Source organism: Corallococcus sp. NCSPR001 (assembly GCF_017309135.1).
In the GTDB taxonomy this organism is placed as follows: Bacteria; Myxococcota; Myxococcia; order Myxococcales; family Myxococcaceae; genus Corallococcus.
This window is the reverse complement of record NZ_JAFIMS010000002.1, coordinates 6,811,761-6,833,826: the sequence shown is the minus strand read 5'-3', so window position 1 is coordinate 6,833,826 and position 22,066 is coordinate 6,811,761. Positions and strand designations below refer to the sequence as shown.

20 protein-coding genes are annotated in these 22,066 nt (G+C 70.0%); 12 read left to right on the top strand and 8 right to left on the bottom strand.

Going from position 1 to position 22,066, the window contains the following annotated elements; all coding sequences use genetic code 11:
- The first annotated feature begins 108 nt into the window (after positions 1–108).
- Together JYJ93_RS29425 and JYJ93_RS29420 are read left to right on the top strand one after the other, a co-directional pair.
- The gene (locus JYJ93_RS29425; protein ID WP_206797904.1) at positions 109–1,479 is read left to right on the top strand and encodes a lysine 2,3-aminomutase; all 1,371 of its coding nucleotides are present in this window, start codon (positions 109–111) and stop codon (positions 1,477–1,479) included.
- Complete coding sequence (locus JYJ93_RS29420) at positions 1,479–2,714, top strand: KamA family radical SAM protein (protein WP_206797903.1); 1,236 nt, start codon at positions 1,479–1,481, stop codon at positions 2,712–2,714. The genes JYJ93_RS29425 and JYJ93_RS29420 overlap by 1 nt, the downstream gene beginning before the upstream one ends.
- 30 nt (positions 2,715–2,744) lie before the next feature.
- On the opposite strand, the gene JYJ93_RS29415 is transcribed toward JYJ93_RS29420, so the two are convergent.
- From JYJ93_RS29415 to JYJ93_RS29405, 3 genes are all read right to left on the bottom strand, one after another.
- A complete protein-coding gene (locus JYJ93_RS29415; protein ID WP_206797902.1) occupies positions 2,745–3,326 on the bottom strand; it encodes a hypothetical protein in 582 nt (193 codons plus the stop codon).
- 63 nt (positions 3,327–3,389) lie between these two features.
- A complete protein-coding gene (locus tag JYJ93_RS29410; RefSeq protein ID WP_242543972.1) occupies positions 3,390–3,725 on the bottom strand; it encodes a hypothetical protein in 336 nt (111 codons plus the stop codon).
- 38 nt (positions 3,726–3,763) lie between these two features.
- A complete protein-coding gene (locus tag JYJ93_RS29405) occupies positions 3,764–4,312 on the bottom strand; it encodes a hypothetical protein (protein WP_206797900.1) in 549 nt (182 codons plus the stop codon).
- Between the two features lie 114 nt (positions 4,313–4,426).
- On the opposite strand from JYJ93_RS29405, the gene JYJ93_RS29400 reads away from it, so the two are divergent.
- The 6 genes from JYJ93_RS29400 to secF all read left to right on the top strand — a co-directional run bounded on the left by JYJ93_RS29400 (position 4,427) and on the right by secF (position 11,349).
- The gene (locus tag JYJ93_RS29400; protein WP_206797899.1) at positions 4,427–5,533 is read left to right on the top strand and encodes a SpoIID/LytB domain-containing protein; all 1,107 of its coding nucleotides are present in this window, start codon (positions 4,427–4,429) and stop codon (positions 5,531–5,533) included.
- 52 nt (positions 5,534–5,585) lie between these two features.
- Positions 5,586–6,674, top strand: a complete 1,089-nt coding sequence (gene queA, locus JYJ93_RS29395; protein ID WP_206797898.1) for a tRNA preQ1(34) S-adenosylmethionine ribosyltransferase-isomerase QueA — start codon at positions 5,586–5,588, stop codon at positions 6,672–6,674.
- Positions 6,675–6,679: 5 nt separating this feature from the next.
- Positions 6,680–7,876: a tRNA guanosine(34) transglycosylase Tgt gene (tgt, locus tag JYJ93_RS29390; protein WP_206797897.1), complete on the top strand. Its 1,197-nt coding sequence runs from the start codon at positions 6,680–6,682 to the stop codon at positions 7,874–7,876.
- 149 nt (positions 7,877–8,025) lie between these two features.
- Positions 8,026–8,379, top strand: coding sequence for a preprotein translocase subunit YajC (gene yajC / locus JYJ93_RS29385; protein WP_206797896.1), 354 nt, complete (start codon positions 8,026–8,028; stop codon positions 8,377–8,379).
- Positions 8,379–10,151 carry a protein translocase subunit SecD gene (secD, locus tag JYJ93_RS29380; RefSeq protein ID WP_206797895.1) on the top strand — a complete coding sequence of 591 codons (1,773 nt, stop codon included), beginning with the start codon at positions 8,379–8,381 and terminating at the stop codon, positions 10,149–10,151. Before yajC ends, secD begins: the two co-directional genes overlap by 1 nt.
- 31 nt (positions 10,152–10,182) lie before the next feature.
- The gene (gene secF / locus JYJ93_RS29375; RefSeq protein ID WP_206797894.1) at positions 10,183–11,349 is read left to right on the top strand and encodes a protein translocase subunit SecF; all 1,167 of its coding nucleotides are present in this window, start codon (positions 10,183–10,185) and stop codon (positions 11,347–11,349) included.
- Between the two features lie 66 nt (positions 11,350–11,415).
- Here secF and JYJ93_RS29370 read toward each other — a convergent pair whose 3' ends face one another.
- Positions 11,416–12,000 (bottom strand): outer membrane beta-barrel protein, encoded by a 585-nt coding sequence (locus JYJ93_RS29370; protein WP_206797893.1) that lies wholly within the window; start codon positions 11,998–12,000, stop codon positions 11,416–11,418.
- Between the two features lie 170 nt (positions 12,001–12,170).
- On the opposite strand from JYJ93_RS29370, the gene recJ reads away from it, so the two are divergent.
- On the top strand, positions 12,171–13,886 hold the full coding sequence (gene recJ, locus JYJ93_RS29365) for a single-stranded-DNA-specific exonuclease RecJ (protein ID WP_206797892.1): 1,716 nt from the start codon (positions 12,171–12,173) through the stop codon (positions 13,884–13,886).
- 25 nt (positions 13,887–13,911) lie between these two features.
- Here the strand turns inward: recJ and JYJ93_RS29360 are convergent, their stop codons facing one another.
- From JYJ93_RS29360 to JYJ93_RS29345, 4 genes are all read right to left on the bottom strand, one after another.
- Entirely contained in the window at positions 13,912–14,151 is a 240-nt protein-coding gene (locus tag JYJ93_RS29360) for a YHS domain-containing protein (protein WP_206800507.1), read from the bottom strand.
- Positions 14,152–14,353: 202 nt separating this feature from the next.
- Positions 14,354–15,130 (bottom strand): hypothetical protein, encoded by a 777-nt coding sequence (locus JYJ93_RS29355; protein ID WP_206797891.1) that lies wholly within the window; start codon positions 15,128–15,130, stop codon positions 14,354–14,356.
- Positions 15,131–15,141: 11 nt separating this feature from the next.
- On the bottom strand, positions 15,142–16,437 hold the full coding sequence (locus tag JYJ93_RS29350) for a hypothetical protein (RefSeq protein WP_206797890.1): 1,296 nt from the start codon (positions 16,435–16,437) through the stop codon (positions 15,142–15,144).
- A 24-nt stretch (positions 16,438–16,461) separates the two neighbouring features.
- Complete coding sequence (locus JYJ93_RS29345; RefSeq protein ID WP_206797888.1) at positions 16,462–17,562, bottom strand: hypothetical protein; 1,101 nt, start codon at positions 17,560–17,562, stop codon at positions 16,462–16,464.
- Positions 17,563–17,752: 190 nt separating this feature from the next.
- Between JYJ93_RS29345 and aspS the strand changes: the two genes are divergently transcribed.
- The 3 genes from aspS (at position 17,753) to JYJ93_RS29330 (ending at position 22,054) form a co-directional block, all read left to right on the top strand.
- Positions 17,753–19,570 carry an aspartate--tRNA ligase gene (gene aspS, locus JYJ93_RS29340; protein WP_206797886.1) on the top strand — a complete coding sequence of 606 codons (1,818 nt, stop codon included), beginning with the start codon at positions 17,753–17,755 and terminating at the stop codon, positions 19,568–19,570.
- 181 nt (positions 19,571–19,751) lie between these two features.
- The gene (locus tag JYJ93_RS29335) at positions 19,752–21,005 is read left to right on the top strand and encodes a carbohydrate porin (protein WP_206797879.1); all 1,254 of its coding nucleotides are present in this window, start codon (positions 19,752–19,754) and stop codon (positions 21,003–21,005) included.
- Between the two features lie 59 nt (positions 21,006–21,064).
- Entirely contained in the window at positions 21,065–22,054 is a 990-nt protein-coding gene (locus JYJ93_RS29330) for a cupin-like domain-containing protein (protein WP_206797866.1), read from the top strand.
- The last annotated feature ends 12 nt before the right edge of the window (positions 22,055–22,066 follow it).

Here is a 22,066-nt window from a genome sequence, read left to right as displayed (position 1 = left end):
ACTGCGCCATCGGGCATCTTGTCCCCCTGGCGATTGTTGAGCAGGGATGTCAGGGGGCAGGCTATGACGCCTCGCCCACGACGCTCCTTACGTTGAGGTGATGTGTTCATGAGCACGACGTCCACTCGAGGCAAGCCCGACGCTGGCCCCGCGCAGCAGCCTTTCACCTATCCCCTTCGCAAGGAGTTCGTGGAGCCCGACTGGCGGCGCATCCCGGGCTACAAGGACGTCACCGCGGCGGAGTGGGAGAGCTCGGTGTGGCAGCGCAAGCACACCGTGAAGAACCTGCGCGAGCTGCGGGCGACGCTCGGGGCGCTGCTGCCGGACGACCTGGCCGCGAGCATGGAGTTGGACCAGAAGGAGCGGGCGACGATGTCCATCCTCGTCCCGCCCCAGATGCTCAACACCATGGACCTGGACGACCTGTGGAACGACCCGGTCCGCAAGTACATGCTGCCGGCGCTCGCCGACCGCCGCACGGACTGGCCCAACCACCCGCGCGCCAGCCGTGACAGCCTCCACGAGGCGGACATGTGGGTCGTCGAAGGCCTGACGCACCGCTATCCGACGAAGGTGCTGGCGGAGATGCTGCCCACGTGCCCGCAGTACTGCGGCCACTGCACGCGCATGGACCTGGTGGGCAACGACGTCCCGCAGGTGTCGAAGCACAAGTTCGCGACGGGGCAGAAGGAGCGCTACGAGCAGATGCTGGACTACCTGCGCCGCACGCCGACCGTGCGCGACGTGGTGGTGTCCGGCGGCGACATCGCGAACCTGCCCATCCAGGCGCTGGAGCCGTTCGTCAGCGCGCTGATGGACATCCCGAACATCCGCGACATCCGCCTGGCGTCCAAGGGGCTCATGGCGCTGCCGCAGCACTTCCTCCAGGACAGCGTCCTGGCGGGCCTGGACCGGCTGGCGAAGAAGGCCGTGGAGCGCGGCGTGGACCTGGCGCTGCACACGCACGTGAACCACGCGCAGCAGCTCACGCCGCTGGTGGGCAAGGCGGTGCGCAAGCTGCTGGACATGGGCTTCCGCGACGTGCGCAACCAGGGCGTGCTCCTGCGCGGCGTGAACGACAGCCCGAAGGCGCTGCTGGACCTGTGCTTCACGCTGCTCGACCACGCGAAGATCCTGCCGTACTACTTCTACATGTGCGACATGATCCCCAACAGCGAGCACTGGCGGCTGTCGGTGGCGCAGGCACAGAAGCTCCAGCACGACATCATGGGCTACATGCCGGGCTTCGCCACGCCGCGCATCGTCTGTGACGTGCCGTTCGTGGGGAAGCGGTGGATCCACCAGGTGGCGGAGTATGACCGCGAGCGCGGCATCTCCTACTGGACCAAGAACTACCGCACGAGCGTGGAAGCGAACGACGCCGACGCACTGGATCGCAAGTACGAGTACTTCGATCCCATCGACACGCTGCCGGAGTCCGGCCAGGCGTGGTGGCGGGATCAGCCCAAGGCGGCGTGATGGACTCCTCCGTGGGCGCGACAGCGCCCCTGTCGTCTCCCCGTCCCTCGCTCAGTGCCGAGGGGCGGGCCCGGTTGTTTCCCTCCGCGACCGACGCGGAGTGGACGGACTGGCGCTGGCAGCAGCGTCATTCCGTGCGCAACCTGGAGCAGCTGGAGCGCTACGTGCGCCTGACCCCGGAGGAGCGCGCCGGGGTGCAGGAGACGTCCTCGCTGTTCCGCATCGGCATCAGCCCGTACTACCTGTCGCTCATCGACCCGGAGCACGCGTCGTGCCCGGTGCGCATGCAGTCCATTCCGGTGCGCGCGGAGGCCCGGGTGCGGCCTGGCGAGCTGGCGGATCCGCTCGGCGAGGACAAGACGCGCCCCGAGGAGTGCATCGTCCACAAGTATCCGGATCGGGTGCTGTTCCTGGCCCTGGATACGTGCTCGGTCTACTGCCGCCACTGCACGCGGCGGCGCATCACCAAGGGCGGTGAGGCGGAGCTCACCAAGGACCAGATGCGCCGGGGCATCGACTACGTGCGCAACCACCCCGAGGTGCGCGACGTGCTCATCTCCGGGGGCGACCCGTTCCTCCTCGGCGAGGAGCGGCTGGAGTCGCTGCTCGCGCCGCTGAGCGAGATTCCGCACGTGGAGATGATCCGCATCGGGACGCGGGTGCCGGTGGTGCTGCCCATGCGCGTCACCGACTCGCTGGCGCGCCTGCTGCGCCGCTACGCGCCCGTCTACGTCATCACCCACTTCAACCATCCGAAGGAAGTGACGCCGGAAGCGCGCGAGGCGTGCGAGCGGCTGGTGGACCATGGCGTGCCGGTGGAGAACCAGGCGGTGCTGATGCGGCAGCTCAACTCGGATGCGCGCATCATCAAGGAGCTGTCGCACGCGCTCCTGCGCAGCCGCGTGCGGCCGTACTACCTGCACCAGATGGACGTCGCGGAAGGCTGCGAGCACCTGCGCACGCCCATCGCCAAGGGGCTCGAAATCCTCGAGCAGCTTCGCGGGCACACCAGCGGGCTCGCGGTGCCGCACCTCGCGGTGGACCTGCCGGGTGGGGGTGGGAAGGTCACCCTCCAGCCCGACTACGTCATCGAGCGGGGCGAGCGGGAGACCCTGTTCCGAAACTACAAGGGCCAGACCTACGCGTACCCGGAGCCGGAGGAGACCGACTGCTCCTGCCCGTACGACGAGGTGTGGCAGGCGCGTTCGCGCGAATCGGGCGTCCGAGGCCGCTGACGGCCCCGGAGGATGCCGGGCGCCGCGGGGCTACCTGCGGCGCCTGGAGGCCTTCTTGCTCATGCCCTTCGCCGTGCCGGCGGTGTTGCCAATCTCCACGGTCGGCGCGCCCGCTGTGCTTGAGCTGTCCAGGCTGCCGTCGACGTCGACGGAGGGCTCCGCGCCGTCCGCGGACTCCAGCTCCACGGGGTCCGCGTCGCTGAAGCCCTGCTGGATGTGGACCTCGCCGTCGCCCTTGCGCTTCTTCGCCTCGGCTTCCTTCTCGGCCTTGGCCTTGTCCTCGAGCCGCTTGGCTTCGTTGGCGGCGCGCTGGTTGTCCTCGGGCGTCATCCGGGCCGTGAAGGTGGCGAACTCCTTCGCGGAGACGCCGTGCTTCTCCAGGACCTTGGCGGATTCCTTCTGCTGGGCGCGGATGGACTCGCCGCGCTCGGCGTTGCTCATCTCCGAAGGCTTCCGGTTGCCGAACTCCTCGTTCACCTTCGCCTGGGCCGCGGCCTCATCGCGCTGGATGGCCGCCACCTTCTCCGGCGACAGGCCTTCCTCCTCCGCGAGGGCAGGGGTCGCCAGAACGAGCGACGAGGCAGCGAGCATCAACGAGAGACGGGTGGTCATGGGGAGGCTCCTCAATCCGACCCATCATAGGCACGGAGTCAGCGCCCACGCATGGCGGGTTCTTCAGGGCGCCTGACACCGCGTGCAGCCGTCGTTCGCGCCCGCGCACTGCTCGCGCGCCCTGGCGCAGCGCGGCGGGAGGTCGTCCCGGTCCGCATGCTGCTCCACGAGGCCGCAGAGCTGCTCCGCCGTGGCGCACGTCCGCGTGGAGATGTCGCACTGCTCCGCGCAGGTCAGGTCGTCCCCCTGCTCGCGGGCGCGGAGCTCGTCGAGGCGGGCCTCGATGCCGTCGATGGCCGCGTCGTCGTCCCCGGCCACCCGGGTGTCCACGTGCTTCGCGCAGCCTGCCAGCGCGATTGCCGCGATGAGGAGGGCCAGCCATGACCGGGTCGCTCGCATGGGCCTACCCATATGCGCCCGTTCGTGGCCGCGTCCAGTCAGCGGCGTTCGGGCGAGCGCATGCGGCGCTCGGGGCGGGGCTCCGGCTCAGGGGGGCGGCTCCAGTAGAGCCAGGCTGTCAGCGCCAGGAGCGCGGCCACGGCCAGCCTCCGCAGCCATTCCTCGCGCGCCCGTCCGGGGGAGTCCGCGTCGGCCTGGGCGGCCTTCTGCAACGCGGCCTCCACTTCCGGCCCCAGCGCGTGCATCCGCCGGCACAGCCAGGCCACGGGCGCGAGCGGCACCGGTACGGGCGCGGTGTCCTTCTCCACGGCCATGGCCAGCATCCGCTCCCAGGCGGTGGCCTCCTCCGGGCTCTCCGGGGGCCTCGCGGGCTGGCCCAGTTGAAGGGCCAGGGCCACCGCCGAGCGGAGCAGCAGCGCCGAGAAGGCGTCGTTTGAAGTCCCATACCAGGCCGCGCACTCCGCCTGGGTGCGGCGCTCCACGAGCCGGCGGACCAGCACGGCGGCTGTGCGGGGCTCCAGCGCGCGGAGGGCCTCGCAGAGGGCCTCGGGGGACAGGCGGGCGACGTCGGGGACGGAGGCGGTCACTGGACTCCATTCTGCGGCATCCGGCCGGGGTTTTCGCGGGCTCCTACCAGGGACATGGCCTGGCTTCCGGCCGATTTCTTGAGGCGGATCGCCCCGCCCCTAGACTGTTGGACCATGTTGCAACGTGTGGCACTGCTGCTGCTCCTGCTCGCGTCGTCGCGGGCGTTCGCCGTGGAGACGATGCGCATTGCCATGGACGACCCGGGCGACGAGGTCCGCGTGAGCGGCCGGGGCCTGGGCTTCGGCCCGGATGCCGAGGACGGCGCCTATGTCGCCGTCACCTCCGGGCAGGCCACGGTGCGCCGCCGCAACGGCAAGCTGGAGGTCAACGGGGCTCCCGTCCTCGAGGACTCCATCCGCTTCCGTGGCGGACTGGAGGCCACCGACGCGGGCGGCCCCGGCAACGAACCGCTGAAGGCGGGCAGCGCGCAGGTGCGCGGCGACGTCGTCGTGCGCCTGTTCAAGAACAGCCTCCAGCTCATCAACGTCATCCCCCTGGAGGACTACCTCGCGGCGGTGCTCGGCAGCGAGATGCCCGTGTCCTTCCCGCTGGAGGCCCTCAAGGCCCAGGCCGTGGCCGCCCGGACGTACGCGCTGCAGAAGAAGCTGGACGCGTATGGGGCCGCCTTCCACATGGGCAGCAGCGTGCTCCACCAGGTGTACGGCGGCGTGAACCGCGAGGACGCCAAGACGCGCGCCGCCGTGGAGGCCACCCGGGGCGAGGTGCTCACGTACGACCTGGCCCCCATCGAGGCTTACTTCCATGCCTCCTGCGGCGGGCGCACCGAGTCCGGCCAGGACGCCCTCCAGCGCAACCTGCCGTACCTGCAGCCCGTCGACTGCCCCTGCGGCAAGCTGCCCGCCAGCCGCTGGTCCGCGACCCTCTCCGAGGCGGAGCTGCGCGGCGCGCTGAAGTCCTCGCCGGGCGGCATGCGCGTCACGGGCCGCACGCCCACGCACCGGGTGACCCGCGTGGTGCTGTCGGATGGCACCGCGGTGGACGGCGTGACGTTCCGCCGCAAGCTGGGCTACACGCGCCTCAAGAGCCTGGACTTCGACGTGGAAGCGTCCGGCAAGAACTACGTGTTCACCGGACGTGGCTTCGGCCACGGGGCGGGGCTGTGCCAGTGGGGCGCCAAGGCCCTCGCCGACCAGGGCAAGACGTACCGGGAAATCCTTTCCCACTACTACCCGGGCGCCGAGTTCCAGCAGCTCTACTGACGCCCTCGGCGGTTTCCGTGAGGGCGCGGGGGCTGCTACAAGCGCCAACCCCGTGTCGTCCCTCCTCTCCGACTACGATTTCGAGCTCCCCGAGGCGCAGATCGCCCAGGCCCCACTGCCCCACCGGGACGCGTCGCGCCTGATGGTCGTCAGCCGCGCCACCGGCGCCTGGAGCCACCAGCACTTCACCGACCTGCCGGACCTGCTGCGCGAAGGTGACCTGCTCGTCCTCAACGACGCCCGCGTCATTCCCGCGCGCCTGCTGGGCCAGAAGAGCGGCACCGGCGGCCGGGTGGAGCTGCTGGTCGTCCGCCCCGCCGCCGCGGCCACGCTGACCTCCGCGGCGCTTGGCGGAGCGCCAGAGTCGCTGGAGTGGGTCTGCCTGGGCCAGGCGTCCAAGGGGCTCAAGCCCGGCCAGTCCGTCACCTTCGACGGGGGCCTGTCCGCCGAAATCCTGGAGGCCCTGGGGGGAGGGGAGTACCGGGTGCGCTTCCATGCCGCGCCGGGCACGTCGCTCGCCAGCCTCCTGGACGCGGCGGGCCGGCTGCCCCTGCCTCCGTACATCACCCGCGAGCCCGAGGCCGCGGACGCCGAGCGCTACCAGACCGTGTACGCTCGCGCGTCCGGCGCCGTGGCCGCGCCCACCGCCGGCCTGCACTTCACCGAGGACGTCTTCGCGAGGCTCGCGGCGAAGGGTGTCCGGCGCGTGGAAGTGACGCTCGACGTGGGGCCCGGCACCTTCCTCCCCGTGCGCGAGGAGGTGCTGGACAAGCACCACATGCACCCGGAGCGCTTCACCGTGCCCCAGGCCACCGCTGACGCCGTGAACGCCGCGAAGGCGGAAGGGCGCCGCGTGGTCGCCGTGGGCACCACCGTGGTGCGCACGCTGGAGTCCGCCACCGACCCGGACACGGGCCGGCTGCGCAGTGGCCCGGGCGAGACGGCGATGTTCATCCGGCCCGGCTATGTCTTCCGCCAGGTGGACGTGCTCCTCACGAACTTCCACCTGCCGCGCTCCACGCTGGTGATGCTGGTGAGCGCGCTCCTGGGCCGTGAGCGCACGCTCGCCGCGTACCAGGAGGCCGTGCGCGCGGGCTACCGGTTCTTCAGTTACGGCGATGCCATGTTGGTGAAGGAGTGAGTGCCGTGGTCGACGAGCAGGGCAGGGAAAAGGGCGAGAAGGGCGATACCCGCGTGCCCCCGGGGCTGGTGCGCTTCGAGCTGTTGCACGAGGACCAGAGCGGCACCAAGGCGCGCCGCGGCCGGCTGAACACGCCGCATGGTCCCATCGAGACGCCCATCTTCATGCCCGTGGGCACCGTGGGCAGCGTCAAGGGCGTGGGCCCGGACGACCTGAAGACCCTGGACGCGCAGATCATCCTGGGCAACACCTACCACCTGATGCTGCGCCCCACGGACGCGCTCGTCGGGGAGATGGGCGGCCTGCACCGCTTCATCTCCTGGGACCGGCCCATGCTCACCGACAGCGGCGGCTTCCAGGTGTTCAGCCTGTCGGAGAAGCGCAAGATCACGGAGGAGGGCGCCGCGTTCCAGTCGCACCTGGACGGCTCGCGGCACTTCCTGTCGCCGGAGCGCTCCATTGAAATCCAGGAGACGCTGGGCGCGGACGTCATCATGGCGTTCGACGAGTGCCCTCCGTCCACCGAGGACCGCGCCTACCTGGAGAAGTCCCTGGCGCGCACCACGCGCTGGCTGCACCGGTGCGTGAAGGCGTGGGGCCGCGAGCGCTCGTCGCTCTTCGGCATCGTGCAGGGCGGCCTGCATGACGACCTGCGCAAGCGCCACGCGGAGGAGGTGTGCGCGGTGGACCTGCCCGGCTACGCGCTGGGGGGCTACTCCGTGGGCGAGGCGCCCGAGGCCATGCACGCGGGCGTGGCCTACTCGGCGCCGCTGCTGCCCCGGGACAAGCCGCGCTACCTGATGGGCGTGGGCACGCCGCTGGACCTGGTGACGTGCGTGGAGCACGGCGTGGACATGTTCGACTGCGTGCTTCCTACGCGGTGCGCGCGCAACGGCCTGCTCTTCACCTCGGAGGGCAAGCTGGTCATCCGCAACGCGGCCTACGCCAAGGACCCCCGCCCGGTGGACCCGGCGTGCTCCTGCTACACCTGCCGCACGTTCAGCCGCTCCTACCTGCGGCACCTGTTCGCGGCGGGAGAAATCCTGGCGATGCGGCTCAACACCCTGCACAACCTCCACTACTTCCTGGACCTGATGGCCCAGGTGCGCCGCGCCATCGCCGAGGACCGCTTCGCCGCGTTCGCTCGCGACTTCCGGGCCAAGGCCGTGGCGCAGGAGGCCGAACGCAAAAGCGGCCGGTGAGCGGGCAACGGGTTTGCCGCGCTTCCGGCGTTCACTTGCTCACATGGGGCGCCCTTGCTAAGAGGCCACCCTTTCGGATGTTTTGACCCCACCCGTACGCCGGGTCGGGGCCGTTTCCGAGTCCTTCCTCCCAAACGACGAGGCAGTACGTGGCTGACAGTTTCCTGATTCTCGCGCAGGCCGGGGCTGGCGGTTCCCCCCTGGGGACCTTCGGCTTCCTCGCCGTGCTGGTGGCCATCATGTACTTCGTGATGATCCGCCCCCAGCAGAAGCAGCTCAAGGAGCACCGCAACCTGCTCGCGGGGCTGAAGAAGGGCGATGACGTCGTGACGTCCGGCGGCATCCTCGGGCGCATCCACCAGGTGGACGAGTCCACCGTGACGCTGGAGATCGCCAGCGGGGTGCGCGTGCGCGTGCTCAAGACGGCGGTCAGTGCGAAGGGAACCGTTCCGGTGGCGGGCGCCCCGGCGGCTGTCCCCGCTGAGAAGAAGGAGGAGAAGTAATGGACCGCGGCTGGTGGTGGAAGTTCGGAATGATCGTCGCGGTGACGCTGGGGACGATCTGGTTCCTCGTCCCGACGTACTACTCGCTGGTGGTCCTGGACCGCAACGAGCGCAACAACATCGCCGTGCTGGAGCAGCGGCTGCCCAAGTGGGCGCCCCCCGCGAAGTACCGCCTCAACCTGGGGCTGGACCTGCAGGGCGGCATCCACATGGTGATGCGGGTGGACACCAAGACGGCCCTGCAGAAGCGCACCGAGCGCCGCGGGACGCAGATCGCCACCTACGTCAACGACAAGAAGCTGGGTGAGGTGACGGCGGACACGGACCCGGAGCGGCTGCAGCTGGTGCTGACCGCGAAGGACCCGGCGACCATGGACGCCATCCAGAAGGAGGTCCTGGCCACCTTCACCGACTTCACCGTGGAGTCCCGCAACGGCGGCACGCTGGTGCTCAAGCCGGACGAGGGCCAGGTGAACCGCTTCCGCGACGAGGCCGTGGACCAGGCGATGCTCGTCATCCGCCGCCGCATCGACAAGTGGGGCGTGGCGGAAGTGGACGTGCGCAAGCTGGGCACGGACTCCATCCAGATTTCGCTGCCCGGCCGCAGCAACCCGGAGCAGGCCAAGGAGCTGGTGGGCACCACCGCGCAGCTGGAGTTCCGGATGGTGGACGACACCAACCCGCAGGTGTTCGCGCAGATGTACCAGCAGAACCCGCCCCCGCCGGAGAGCAAGATCACCCTGGTGGAGGACGAGGGCTTCCCGCAGCTGTCCTCGCCCAACCGCGAGGCGCTGCTGGCGTACGCGAAGGACAAGACGCCGGAGGGCCGCGACGTCGTCACCGAGTGCGTGGCGAACCCGGTGAAGAAGAACGATTGCATCGCGTACCGCAGCTACCTGCTGGACAAGAACGTTCCGCTCACGGGTGAGAGCCTGGCGGGCGCGGACGCGTCCGTCAGCCAGATGAACGAGCCGGAGGTGAACATCGCCTTCGACCCGGCCGGTTCGCGTGAGTTCGAGAAGCTGACCGAGGCCGCGGTGGGCCGCCGGATGGCCATCGTGCTGGACGACAACGTGCACACCGCCCCGCGCATCAACGAGAAGATTGGCGGCGGCCGCGCGCGCATCACCATGGGCCGCGCCAGCGGGCGCAGCTTCGAGGAGTGGCTGGGCGAGGCGCAGACGCTGGCGCTGGTGCTCAAGGCGGGCGCGCTGCCCGCGCCGGTGACGGTGGGCGAAATCCGTCAGGTGGGCGCGACGCTGGGCGACGAGCTCATCAAGAAGGGCAGCCTGGCCGCGCTGGTGGGCCTGGCGCTCGTCGTCGTCTTCATGGCGGTGTACTACCGCAAGTCCGGCCTCATCGCGGACGTGGCGCTCCTGCTCAACGGCCTGCTCATCCTGGCGGGCCTGGCGTTCTTCAACGCCACGCTGACGCTGCCGGGCATCGCGGGCTTCGTGCTCACGCTGGGCATCGCGGTGGACGCGAACGTGCTCATCAACGAGCGCATCCGTGAGGAGCTGTCCCACGGCAAGTCCGCGCGCGCCGCGGTGGACCAGGGCTATGACCGCGCCTTCTGGACCATCTTCGACGCGCACGTGACGACGCTCATCGCGGGCTTCATCCTGTTCTTCACGGGAACGGGTCCGGTCCGCGGCTTCGCCACCACGCTCATCGTGGGCCTGCTGGCGTCGCTGTTCACGTCCATCGTCGTGACGCGCGTCATCACGACCTACTTCGTCCACGGCCGCAACGCCCAGTCGGTGTCCGTCTAACGGGCCTCAGAGCGCCTTCGGGAAATCCGCCATGCAGATTCTCAAGCACAAGACGAACATCGACTTCATCAGCAAGCGCAAGCCGGCGCTCTTCATCTCCACGCTCATCAACCTGGCCATCATCGTCGGCATCGCCGCGGTGGGGTTCAACTTCGGCGTGGACTTCGCCGGCGGCACGGTGGTGGAGCTGAAGTACAACACGCCCACCACCGCGGAGCAGGTCCGTGAGAAGGCCCAGGCCGGCGGGCTGCACGACGTCAGCGTCCAGGGCGTGGGCGCGGCCGAGGAGAACTCCTTCCTCCTGCGCATGGGCGGCGTCACGCAGCTCACGGAGGAGAACGCCGAGCACGCGAAGGCGGCCATCCAGGGCCTGGGCGAGACGCGCAACGTCTACGCCGACATGGCCAACGGCATCGTGAACTTCCGCTCCGCGCAGCCCATGTCCGCGGAGGCGGTGAAGAAGGCCGTCGAGGGCGCGGGCATCGGCGTGCAGGAGGTGCGTGACCTGGGCGCGAACCAGGGCGGCACCGGCTACGACTACCAGGTCGTGGCGAGCGGCATGGCGGACAAGGTGTTCGCCGCGCTGAGCGCGGGCTCCGACAAGCCCGGCTTCGAGCAGCGCCGCGTGGACTACGTGGGCCCGCAGGTGGGCAAGCAGTTGCGCAACCGCGGCATCATGGCGCTGGTGTACTCGATGGTCGCCATCCTCATCTACGTGGCGTTCCGCTTCGACTTCAAGTTCGGCCCGGGCGCGCTGCTCGCCATGGTCCATGACGTCATCATGGTGGCGGGCTACTACCTGGTGAGCCGGCGCGAGTTCAACCTGACGTCCATCGCCGCGCTGCTCACCATCGTGGGCTACTCCGTGAACGACACCATCGTCATCTACGACCGCATCCGCGAGGACATGGTGAAGTACAAGGGCAAGCCGCTGCCGGAGATCATCAACATCGCCGTCAACGACACGCTGGGCCGCACCATCCTCACCTCTGGCGTGACGGCGCTGTCGCTCATCGGTCTGCTCATCTTCGGCGTGGGCGAAATCTTCGACTTCGCCATGGCGATGCTGGTGGGCATCCTCGTGGGCACGTACTCGTCCGTGTACATCGCCAGCCCACTGGTCATCTGGCTGGACGAGCGCGCGCACGCCCGCGAGGGTCACGGCGGCGGCGCCAAGCAGGAGCCGAAGACGGCCTGAGCTGTCTGACGGTTTGAAGCCACGAGGGCCCTCCTCCCCAACGTGGGAGCGAGGGCCTTCGCTTTTTCAGAAGCGCGCGCCCAGGGTCAGCGACGCGTCCATCAGTCCGCCGCCGTTGTCGTCCGTGCGGGTGACGTTCGCGAAGTCCTGGTCGATGAGGATGCGGTAGGTGCCTCGCACGCCGGCGGTGAGGCCTCCGGTGTTGAACTCCAGGCCCACCGCGAGGGGCACTTCCTCCATCAGGTCGGAGTCGTAGAGCCCCGCGCCCGCGCCGCGCACGTCCACGTAGGACAGGCCCAGGCCCACGCCCGCGAAGGGGCGCACCGCCGTGAGGAAGGGCGGCGACACCTTCACCAGCGCGCTGCCTCCGTTGCGTACCAGCGAGGGCCCGTCGAAGAGGCGGCTGTCGCTCACCTTGTTCTGCGAGCCCTCGTAGCCGACCTCGAAGCCGAGGAAGGTGGTGGGCTGGAGGTTGAGCGTCAGGCCCCACAGCGGACCGGTGCTGGCCAGGTCGCCCAGGTCGCCCGTGTAGTCGCCGATGCCGCCGCGCAGGAAGACGTTCACGTCTCCCTGCTTCTTCTGCGCGAGCGCGGGCCCGGCGCACAACACGACGGCCGTCAGGGCACCGCCCTGGAGAAACCTGCGAAGCATGCGGACCTCCCTGTCCACGGGTGTGCACTCAAGCTGGGCACCGCGCACCCGCCGTGCAGGTTGGGGGCAGGGAGGCAGCCGAGCGCACGTCTGAACATGCGTGCAGGAGGGTGGTGTGAGTGGGCGGGTTGGACTGCCTTGGTCGGACGTCTGAGGTACTGTCCTTCACCATGCGGTGGTTGCTTCCAGATGTCGTCGAGCAGGAGGTGGGTTCGCTCGCGGGTGAGCTGTCTCTGCACCCGTTGGCGGCGAGGGTGTTGCTCCACCGTGGCTACCGGACGCCGGAGGCGGCGTCGGCCTTCCTGTCGGACCGGTTGGCGGACCTGCCGGACCCGTTCCGGATGAAGGGCATGGGCCCGGCGGTGGAGCGCGTGCTGCGCGCGGTGCGGCTCAAGGAGAAGGTGACGCTCTACGGGGACTACGACGTGGACGGCGTGTCCTCCACGTCGCTCATGTACCTGTTCCTCAAGGAGCTGGGCGCGGCCCCCGCCACGTACATCCCGCACCGCCTGGACGAGGGCTACGGACTCAACCTGGGCGCGGTGGAGCGCATCGCGCAGGACGGCACGCGGCTGCTGGTGACGCTGGACTGCGGCATCACCTCCGTGGCGGAGATCGCCCGCGCGAAGGAGCTGGGCCTGGACGTCGTGGTGGTGGACCACCACACGGTGCCGCCCACGCTGCCGCCCGCCACCGCGGTGCTCAACCCGCACCAGCCCGGCTGCGAGTACCCCACGAAGGTGCTGTGCGCCGCGGGCGTGGCCTTCAACCTCTGCATGGGCCTGCGCAAGCGGCTGCGCGACGACGGCTTCTTCGCCACGCGCAAGGAGCCCAACCTCAAGGCGCTGATGGACCTGGTGGCGCTGGCCACCGTGGCGGACGTGGTGCCGCTCACCGGCGCCAACCGCATCCTCGTGGCGCACGGCCTCCAGGAGCTGTCCCAGGGCCGCCGCCCCGGCATCCGCGCGCTGAAGGAGGTGGCCGGCCTGGAGCCGGACGCCAGCGTCACCGCGGGGCAGGTGGGCTTCCGTCTGGGGCCTCGCATCAACGCCGCGGGCCGCCTGCATGACGCGTCGCTGGGCCTGCAGCTCTTGTGCGCGGACTCCGTGGAGACGGCGCGCTCGCTGGCGCAGGTGTTGGACCGCGCGAACGCGGAGCGGCAGGGCATCGAGAGCGGCATCCTCACGCAGGCGCTGGCGCAGGCGGAGGAGCACAAGGACTCGCGGGGCTTCGTGCTCTTCGACGAGGGCTGGCACCCGGGCGTCATCGGCATCGTGGCGTCGCGCGTGGTGGAGCGCTTCCACCGGCCCACGGTGATGGTGGGCGTGAAGGACGGGGTGGGGAAGGGCTCGGCGCGCAGCATCGAGGCGTTCCACCTGTACGACGCGCTCACCGGGTGCTCGGACCTGCTCATGCGCTACGGCGGGCACAAGCACGCCGCGGGCCTCACCATCGACGCGAAGCAGCTGCCCGCCTTCCGCGAGGCCTTCGCGAAGATTGCCCTCCAGCGCCTGACGCCGGAGGACATGATTCCGCGCTGCCGCGTGGACGCGGTGGTGAACCCGGGCGACCTGGACGCGACGGCGGTGGAGTCGCTGCAGCGGCTGGGGCCCTTCGGTCAGGGCAACCCGGAGCCGGTGCTGGTGCTGCGCGGCCAGCAGGCCCGGCCCCGCGTGCTGCCCGCGAAGTCCGGGGCGCCTGGCGCGGGGCACCTGAAGCTGGCGCTCGTGGACGCCCCGGAGCTGGATGCCATTGGCTTCGGCATGGCGGACCGCGTGTCGCTGGTGGAGGGGCCGGTGGACCTGGCCTTCCAGGCCGGCTTCGACACCTTCCGCGGCCAGCGCAAGCTGTCCCTGCGCCTCAAGGACGTGCGTCAGGCCGCCTGACGCACGTCCGAGGCTGTCACCCGCGCTACGCGAGCCCCCAGCGCACCCGGCCCGGCGACATCAGCGCGCCGGCCCGCGCCAGCTCGTTGAGGCGGAAGCGCTCCGCCTGACGCTCGAAGGCGGTGCGGCAGCCCTCCGAGCAGAAGAAGTACCGGCGCTTCTTGTACTCCGACGAGGGATGGCCCTCCGGAGCCTCCAGGTGCCTGCCGCACACCGGATCCCAGTGCCGGGTGTTGCCCTGCCCGTGTTCCTGTCCGCCGTTCATCATCCACCTCCAGCCCGACGCCCCCGACTCCCCTGACTGGCGCGAATGTAAGCAGGGGGCATGCCAGGGGTCCATCTCCTTGGAATGCCAAGCATGGGGCCGTTTCCGGGACGCGAAGGAGGGGAAAAAGTTCAGCCCCCGCCGCCGCTTCCCGGGTGGGGAAGGGCGCGGGGGCCGAGGGGACGACAACCGGGGTGCGGCGTCAGAAGCCGACGCCGGCGCTGCCACCCAGGAAGAAGTCGTTGGCGTAGCCGCGCCGCAGGCCCATGGCCTCGACGCGGAAGGTGAGGTGCAGCGTGCGCGACAGGGCGGGCCGGCCGCGGATGCCCAGGCCGTACTGCACGACGGGCTTGAGGCCGTTCACCTTCGTTTCGTCCTCGCCCACGGTGATGCCGGTGTTCTGGTACGCGAGTCCGCCACCGGCCTGAAGGAACAGACCGAAGGGCGAGTCACCGAAGCGGAACAGCCAGGCCGGCGCGAGCGTGAAGTAGTGAAGCCGCGTGTCCCCCTTGATGAATTCCGTGCCGTCACTGAGGCTGCCGTAGAGCCAGCGCAGGTCCCCGAAGAGGGCCTCGCGCAGGGTGGCGTTCTCCGTGAAGAACGTGCGGCCGAACTCCCAGGTGGCGCGCACGCCCAGGCCGGGCTTGTTGTCGGAGAAGTCGCCGCGGGCGCTGTCGATCATCAGCAGGCCGCCCGTCAGCTCCACCGCGACGCCCAGGTTGGGGTCGTCCAGGCGGGACATGCCGCGGAAGCCCTCGTCGTTGGTGGCCTCGGAGGCCTCGCGGAACTCGTCCGTTTCGTCCACCAGCCGGCGGCGGCGCTCGTAGGCGTCGTCGTCCTCCTTGCGCGCCTTCTCCTGGGCGCGGTCGGCCTCCTCCTCCGGGTAGGCGTAGGGGTCGTCGTCATCCGCGCTCTGGGCGAACGCGACAGGGGTGAAGAGCAGGCTGCCGGCGAGGCAGGCCTTGAGCCAGGTGTTCAAGGGAGCGGGCCTCACTGGAAGATGCTGGGGCAGGTGGTGCCGCCCGCGGCGCTGGGCGGGCAGAGGTTGTCGCCGATGAGGTCTTCGCGCGGGATCTGCAGGTGGTCCATGAACTCGTTGCAGACGGCCTTGCGCAGCTCCAGGTCGGAGATGTGCGAGATGATGGCGGCGGCGGGGACGGCCAGCGAGAACTGGGACTGATCGCCCAGCACCAACTGGGTGTACTGGTAGATGCCCGGCTTGGCGGGGTCCGTGTCGTAGTACGCGGAGACGATGTCGCGCTGCAGCTGGGCCTCCTGGCCGGTGGAGCGGCCCGCCTGGTAGAGCGCGGTCGCCAGCAGCGTGCCCACCGTGTACTCGGAGCCGTCGGCGGAGAAGGTGTTCACGTCCTGCTGCTGCACGCGGGCGTACAGGAGCGCGCTCATGCAGCGGTCGCCGCGGGACAGGTCTCGCGCGTCCGTCACTCCGGCGAAGGGGCCGCCGTCGAAGGAGGTCGCCATGAAGCGGGGGTCACACCCGCTGACGCTGCGGCAGGTGGCGCCGTAGGCGTGGTAGTCCGCCAGGCCCTCGTCGAAGGACTTGAGCACGTTGGCGCCCTGGCTGGGGACCTCCGAGGACCAGATGGACAGCGCCAGGGGCAGGTTCTGGCCGGCGTACGCCAGCCGGTTGAACACCAGGTGGCCGTACTCGTGCGCCATCACCGCCGCGTTGAGGGGCAGCGGGGCGCGCTGGATGCGGTCGAACGGCAGCACCATGAACGACTGGAGCACCGGGTAGAAGATGGCGTTGTCGCGCGCCGGCTCCTTGCTCACCTGCGCCTGGATGAACTCCGGGAAGTAGTAGAGCGTCGGCGCGGGCTCGAAGGACTGGACCTTCACGTTGGCGACGGTGCGGAAGTACTCGTTGGCGCGCTCGAGGTTGTAATACGAGGTCACCATGTTCCAGGAGTGGAAGTCCGCGGGCCAGAGGACGTCCTCGCCCGTCTTCGCGTCCTTCTGGCTGATGTAGCTGGCCTTCACGTCGTGGCCGGACTTCTTGAGCAGCACGTCCGCGACGGTGTCCTCCGTGGCGTTCTGGAGCGCGGGGTCGTTCACGTCGATGACGATGCGCGCGCCACCCTGGAGGTCGCCGACGGTGCCCTTCAGGCCGACGACGTCCTCGATGGTGGTGAGTTCGACCTGCGTGGGGACGTACTGGCCATTGCTGGAGCGGGACAGGACGGAGACCTTCACGGGGGCCTCGCTGTCCGGCGCGCAGCCCGTGGCCAGGGCCAGCCCGACGGCGGCGGTGGTGACTGTTCGGAGCATGACGCCCGTTTTACTCCGGACCGCTCAGAACGTGTATTCCCCTCCGAGTGTGAGCAGGCCGGAGGTCTCCGGAGGCAGGCCTTCCGGCACGTCCCGCTGGAGGGCCACGGAGGCCCACAGCCGCACCGCGTCGCCCGGGCGCACCGTCCACCGGGTGGCCACCACGTGGGCCACGCCCTCGCCCGCCACGTACCGGGTGAAGGCGTAGGACAGCTGGCCCCGCAGGGCCGGGGTGATGCGCCAGGAGAGGGACGGCTTCAGGTCCCAGCGGACCGGGGCGGAGGGGAAGCCCGTGGTGGCGTTGACCTCGCCCAGGCGCCGGGCCACGGCCGCGCCCAGGTCGCGCAGTTGGCGGCGGCGCAGGAGCGCCAGGGCCCTGCGGGCGGCCACCCGGCTTTCGAGCTGGGCCTCCAGTTGCTCCGTCTCCGCGTCGGTGAACTGGCCCGCGGTGAGCGGGTCCTCGCTGTAGAGGGCGTAGCCCCCGCGCAGCCCCAGCTCCCACCGGCCCTTCCAGAGCAGCCGCGCGCCCAGCGTGGGGCGGGCCGACCAGAGGAGGTCCTCCCGGGCGTAGCGCTGCGTGGAGGCGCCGTCGGAGACGGTGAGCAGCTGGCGGCGCAGCGGGTTGCGGCTGACGCCCACGCCTGCGTCCAGGCCGTACTCCCAGGTGCCGAAGCCCGCCGAGTCCCAGGCCGCGCCCAGCTGCACCGCCTGGCTGCCCTGGCCGGTCCGGGCGGTGAGGCCGGGGATGTTGAGGCGGGGGCGCTCCGGGGTCAGCTCCGTGTCCGAGGCCTTGGACAGCCCCAGGCTGACGGCGCCGGACAAGAGCCAGTGCTCGCCCGCGAGGTGGTCCAGGCCCACGGAGAGCTGGTGGGTGGCCGCGGTGCCGGACTCCGGACGCACGCCGGTGTAGCCCAGCGTGACGAAGGTCGCCTCGCCCACGCCCACGTCGCCCAGGAGGCTCCAGAGGACGTAGCCGTGGCCGCCGCTCGCCTCGAGCGTGACAGCGCTGTCCGCGCCTTGCGCCCGGGCGGAGGCCGCCCCCCACAGCGCCAGCAGCACGCACCCCGTGCTGACACACGCGAGCACGCCCCCGGGCCGGCGGCGGGTTTCCAGGTCCCCCTGCATGGAGGCATCAACCCCGGATCCGTTTCCAGGTTGCGGTGACGTGCGCGCCTGCCTGCTCATGCGCCCATCTTCCGAGGGAGATGGCGGTGAAAACACGGGGGTGTCCGGGCCATGGATTCCTTGACGCGTCGTTTCCACGATCCGCTATGGTGCCCGGCCTTCCTTCCCGAACCAAACGCAGGCGGTCTCCATGGCGGTCCCGTTCATTTCCGAGGTCAAGCGTACCCACACCTGCGGTCAGCTCACGGCCGCGAACGTTGGCGAAGAAGTGGTCCTCTTCGGCTGGGTGCACAACCGCCGCGACCACGGCGGCGCGGTGTTCATCGACCTGCGGGACCGCGACGGGCTCACCCAGGTGGTGTTCGAGCCGGACAGCAAGGAGGCCCATGAGCTGGCCGGCCACCTGCGCCTGGAGTACTGCATCGGCATCAAGGGCAAGGTGCTGTCGCGCGGCAAGAACGTGAACCCGAAGATGAAGACGGGTGAAATCGAGGTGAAGGCCTCGGACCTGACCATCTTCAACCGCTCGGAGCCCACGCCGTTCCTCATCGAGGACAACGTGGAGACGTCCGAGGAGAAGCGCCTGGCGCACCGCTACCTGGACCTGCGCCGCGGGCCGCTCCAGAAGACGCTGATGACGCGCTCCAAGATGAACACGCTCGCGCGCTCGTACCTGGCGGGCAACGGCTTCCTGGAACTGGAGACGCCCTTCATGGGCAAGTACACGCCGGGCGGCGCGCGCAACTTCCTGGTCCCCAGCCGCCTGAACCCGGGCAAGTTCTACGCGCTGGCGGAGAGCCCGCAGCTGTACAAGCAGCTCTTCATGGTCGCGGGCTTCGACCGGTACTTCCAGATCGTGAAGTGCTTCCGCGACGAAGACCTGCGCCTGGACCGGCAGCCGGAGTTCACGCAGATCGACGTGGAGATGAGCTTCGTCACCCAGGACGACATCTTCACCATCATCGAAGGCCTGCTGAAGAAGCTGTGGGGCGAGGTGCTGGGCATCGACATCCCGACGCCCTTCATGCGCATGGACTTCTACGAGTCCATGGCGAAGTACGGCAACGACAAGCCGGACCTGCGCTTCGGGCTGGAGCACGTGGTGCTCACGGACGTCATCCGCGAGCACGGGGCCGCGGGCGGCGTGCCCATGATGTGGGACGCGGTGCAGGAGAAGGGCATCGTCAAGGCGATGGTCGTCCCGGCGGAGAAGGCGCTGTCCCGCGCGGAGAGCGACAAGCTGGAGGACTTCGCGAAGCAGGCGGGCGCCAAGGGCCTGGCGCGCGCGAAGGTGGGCGAGGGCGGCGAGTGGACCCAGTCCCCGCTGTCCAAGACGATTACGCCGGCCCTGCGGCAGGCCATCAACCAGGCCGTGAACGCGAAGACGGGCGACCTCATCCTGTTCCAGTTCGGCCGCGAGTCGCTGGTGCACACGGTGATGGCGAACCTGCGCGTGCACGTGGCGAAGAAGCTGGGGCTCATCCCCGAGTACGGCAGCGGCGGCCAGTGGAAGTTCCTCTGGGTGGTGAACCCGCCCCTCTTCGAGTTCGACGAGGAGACGAACACCTGGGCGGCGGCGCACCACGCCTTCACCCGTCCGCACGACGAGGACGTGCAGTACCTGGGGACCGACCCGGGCCGCGTGAAGTGCCACCGCTACGACGTGGTGCTCAACGGCTTCGAGATTGGCGGCGGCTCCATCCGCCTGCATGACCCGAAGGTGCAGGGCGAGGTGTTCAAGGCGCTGGGCATCCAGGAGGAGGAGGCGCGCGTGAAGTTCGGCTTCCTGCTGGACGCGCTCAAGTTCGGCGCGCCCCCGCACGGCGGCATCGCGCTGGGCATGGACCGCCTGGTGATGCTGTTGACCGGCGCGGAGTCCCTGCGCGACGTGATTCCGTTCCCCAAGACGAAGACGGGTACGGACACGATGACGGGCGCCCCCGGCGACGTGGACGAGAAGCAGCTGCGCGAGCTGCACGTGCGCTCGGTGCCGCTGCCGCAGAAGTAGTCCGGTGCGTCCCGCCGGGAGGTGGACACTCCCGGCGCGCTGCTTCGTTGCTCGCCGCACCCCGGGCCGTTCGAAAGGCCCGGGGAAGTGGCTGGAAGCCGACGGACAGCCCCTCGGAACGGCTGGACATCCCGGTGGCCGTGGCCATTGAGGACCGGTGACGTGCGAGGGGGCGGGCGCGATGCGGGGACGGGCTTTCGGGGCGTGGGTGCTGGCGTGCGCCCTGCTGTGCGCGGGGCCGGCCTTCGCGGCCGAGACGAAGATGCCCCCGGGCCTCACCGGTGGCTGGGGCGGGATGCGCGGGTTCCTCTACGAGCTGGGCGTGGGGATCCAGCTGCGCTACGTGACGGAGCTCGCCTTCAACGCGCGCGGTGGCAAGGGACATGCGCTGCGGCAGGCGGGCCAGTTCAACGCGGGGCTGGGCCTGGACATGGAGAAGCTGGCGGGCGTGAAGGGCGGCACCTTCCAGTTCACGTTCACGCACCGCAACGGCAACAACCTGAACGCGGACATGGCGCTGGGGAACCTCCAGCTGGTGCAGGAGGTGTACGGGCGCGGCAACGTGGGGCGCCTGACGCAGCTCTGGTGGGATCAGCTCTTCTTCGGTGAGCAGGTGCACCTGAAGCTGGGGCGCATGACGGTGGGCGAGGACACCGCGGACTTCCCCTGCGACTTCCAGAACCTGTCCTTCTGCGGCGCGCAGCCCGGCAACCTCGTGGGCAACTACTGGTTCAACTGGCCGGTGAGCCAGTGGGCCACGCGGCTGCGCGTGGACCTGGCGAAGGTGGCCTACGTGCAGCTGGCCGCGTACGAGGTGAACCCCCGCAACCTGGAGGAGGCCTTCTACCTGGGGCGCTTCAGCGGGGCGACGGGCGTGATGCTGCCCCTGGAGCTGGCCTGGAACCCGAAGTTCCAGGGCGACCGGCTGGAGGGGCTCTACAAAGCAGGCGTCTGGTACGACACGTCCAACGCGCCGGACGTGTTGCTGGACGGCGTGGAGCGCGAAGGCAGATACGGCATCTACTTCGTCGCGCGTCAGCAGCTCACGCACGTGGCGGGCTCGGAGAACGCGGCGCAGGGGCTCAACGTCTTCGTCCGCCTGACGCGCACGGACGTGGACACCTCCACGCTGGATGGCCAGTACACGCTGGGCCTGGGCTACACGGGCGTGTTCGGCCGGGCGGATGACGACGTGGGCTTCGCGCTGGGCGCCACGCACTCCAACGCGCGCTACGTCACCGCGCAGCGGCGGAAGCAGGCGCAGGACCCCGACACGCTCATCCCTCGCACGGAGTACCTGGGCGAGCTGTACTACAGCCTCCATGCGACGCCGTGGCTCGTGCTGCGGCCCAACCTCCAGTACATCCGCCCCGGCGGCGACGAGGACGCGCGCAACATCCTCATCCTGGGCCTCAAGGGGGCACTCACCCTGTAGGGCATGTGGGGAGAGGGCCTCCTTTCCGTGCCGCTTCGCGGGTGGCCTAGAGTGGGGCCATGGCCCTGTCACCCTCGTGGGATGCGTGGCTGTCGGAGAACCTGCTGCGGGGCGTGCCTGAGGAGGCGCTGGCCCGGGCACTGGTCGCCGGAGGGGTGGAGCCGGAGGAGGCGCGCTCGGAGGTGGCTTCTGCGCGGCGGCACCCGGCGGTGGAGGCCGGAGGCTCGCGTGGGGCGCTGGGGGCGGAGGTGGTGTCGCTCCTGGACGTGCGCGCGTCGCTGCATGCGCAGTCGCGCCGGACGGTGGAGCGGCGGCGGGGCGTGTCCGCGGAGGAGTTCCAGGCCCGCTACTACCGCGCGCACCGGCCCGTGGTCCTGGCGGACTTCCTGGAGGGCTGGCCGCTGCTGGAGCGCTGGCGGCCGGAGGCGCTGGCGCGGGACTACGGCGACGTGGAGGTGGAGGTCATGGCGGGCCGCGAAGCCCGCGCGGACCATGACATGTCGCCGGACGCGTGCCGCACGGTGATGAAGCTTTCGGATTTCCTCCACCGGCTGGAGCACGGCGGGCCCTCCAACGACCTGTACCTCACCGCGCGCAACTTCGCGCTGGAGCGGCCGGAGCTGCGGGGGCTCTTGGACGACCTGCGGCCGGCCCCGGGATTCGTGTACCCGAAGCGGCAGCACGGGAGCCTCAAGCTGTGGGTGGGGCCGGCGGGGACGCACACGGCGCTGCACCATGACGTGGACTCGGTGCTGTTCTGCCAGGTCCATGGGCGCAAGCGCTTCTGGTTGGTGCCGTCCTTCGAGACGCCCCACCTGTACAACCGCGAGCACGTGTGGAGCCCGGTGGACGCGGCGGCGCCGGACCTGGAGCGCTTCCCGGACTTCGCCCGCGCGCACGTGCACGAGGTGGTGGTGGGGCCCGGGGAGATGCTGTTCATCCCCGTGGGCTGGTGGCACCAGGTGCTCGCGCTGGACGTGAGCGTGTCGCTGACGTTCCAGTCGCTGGAGGTGCCGGGCGGAAACGCGCGGTGGCACACCTTCGGTTGAGGTGTGCCCACC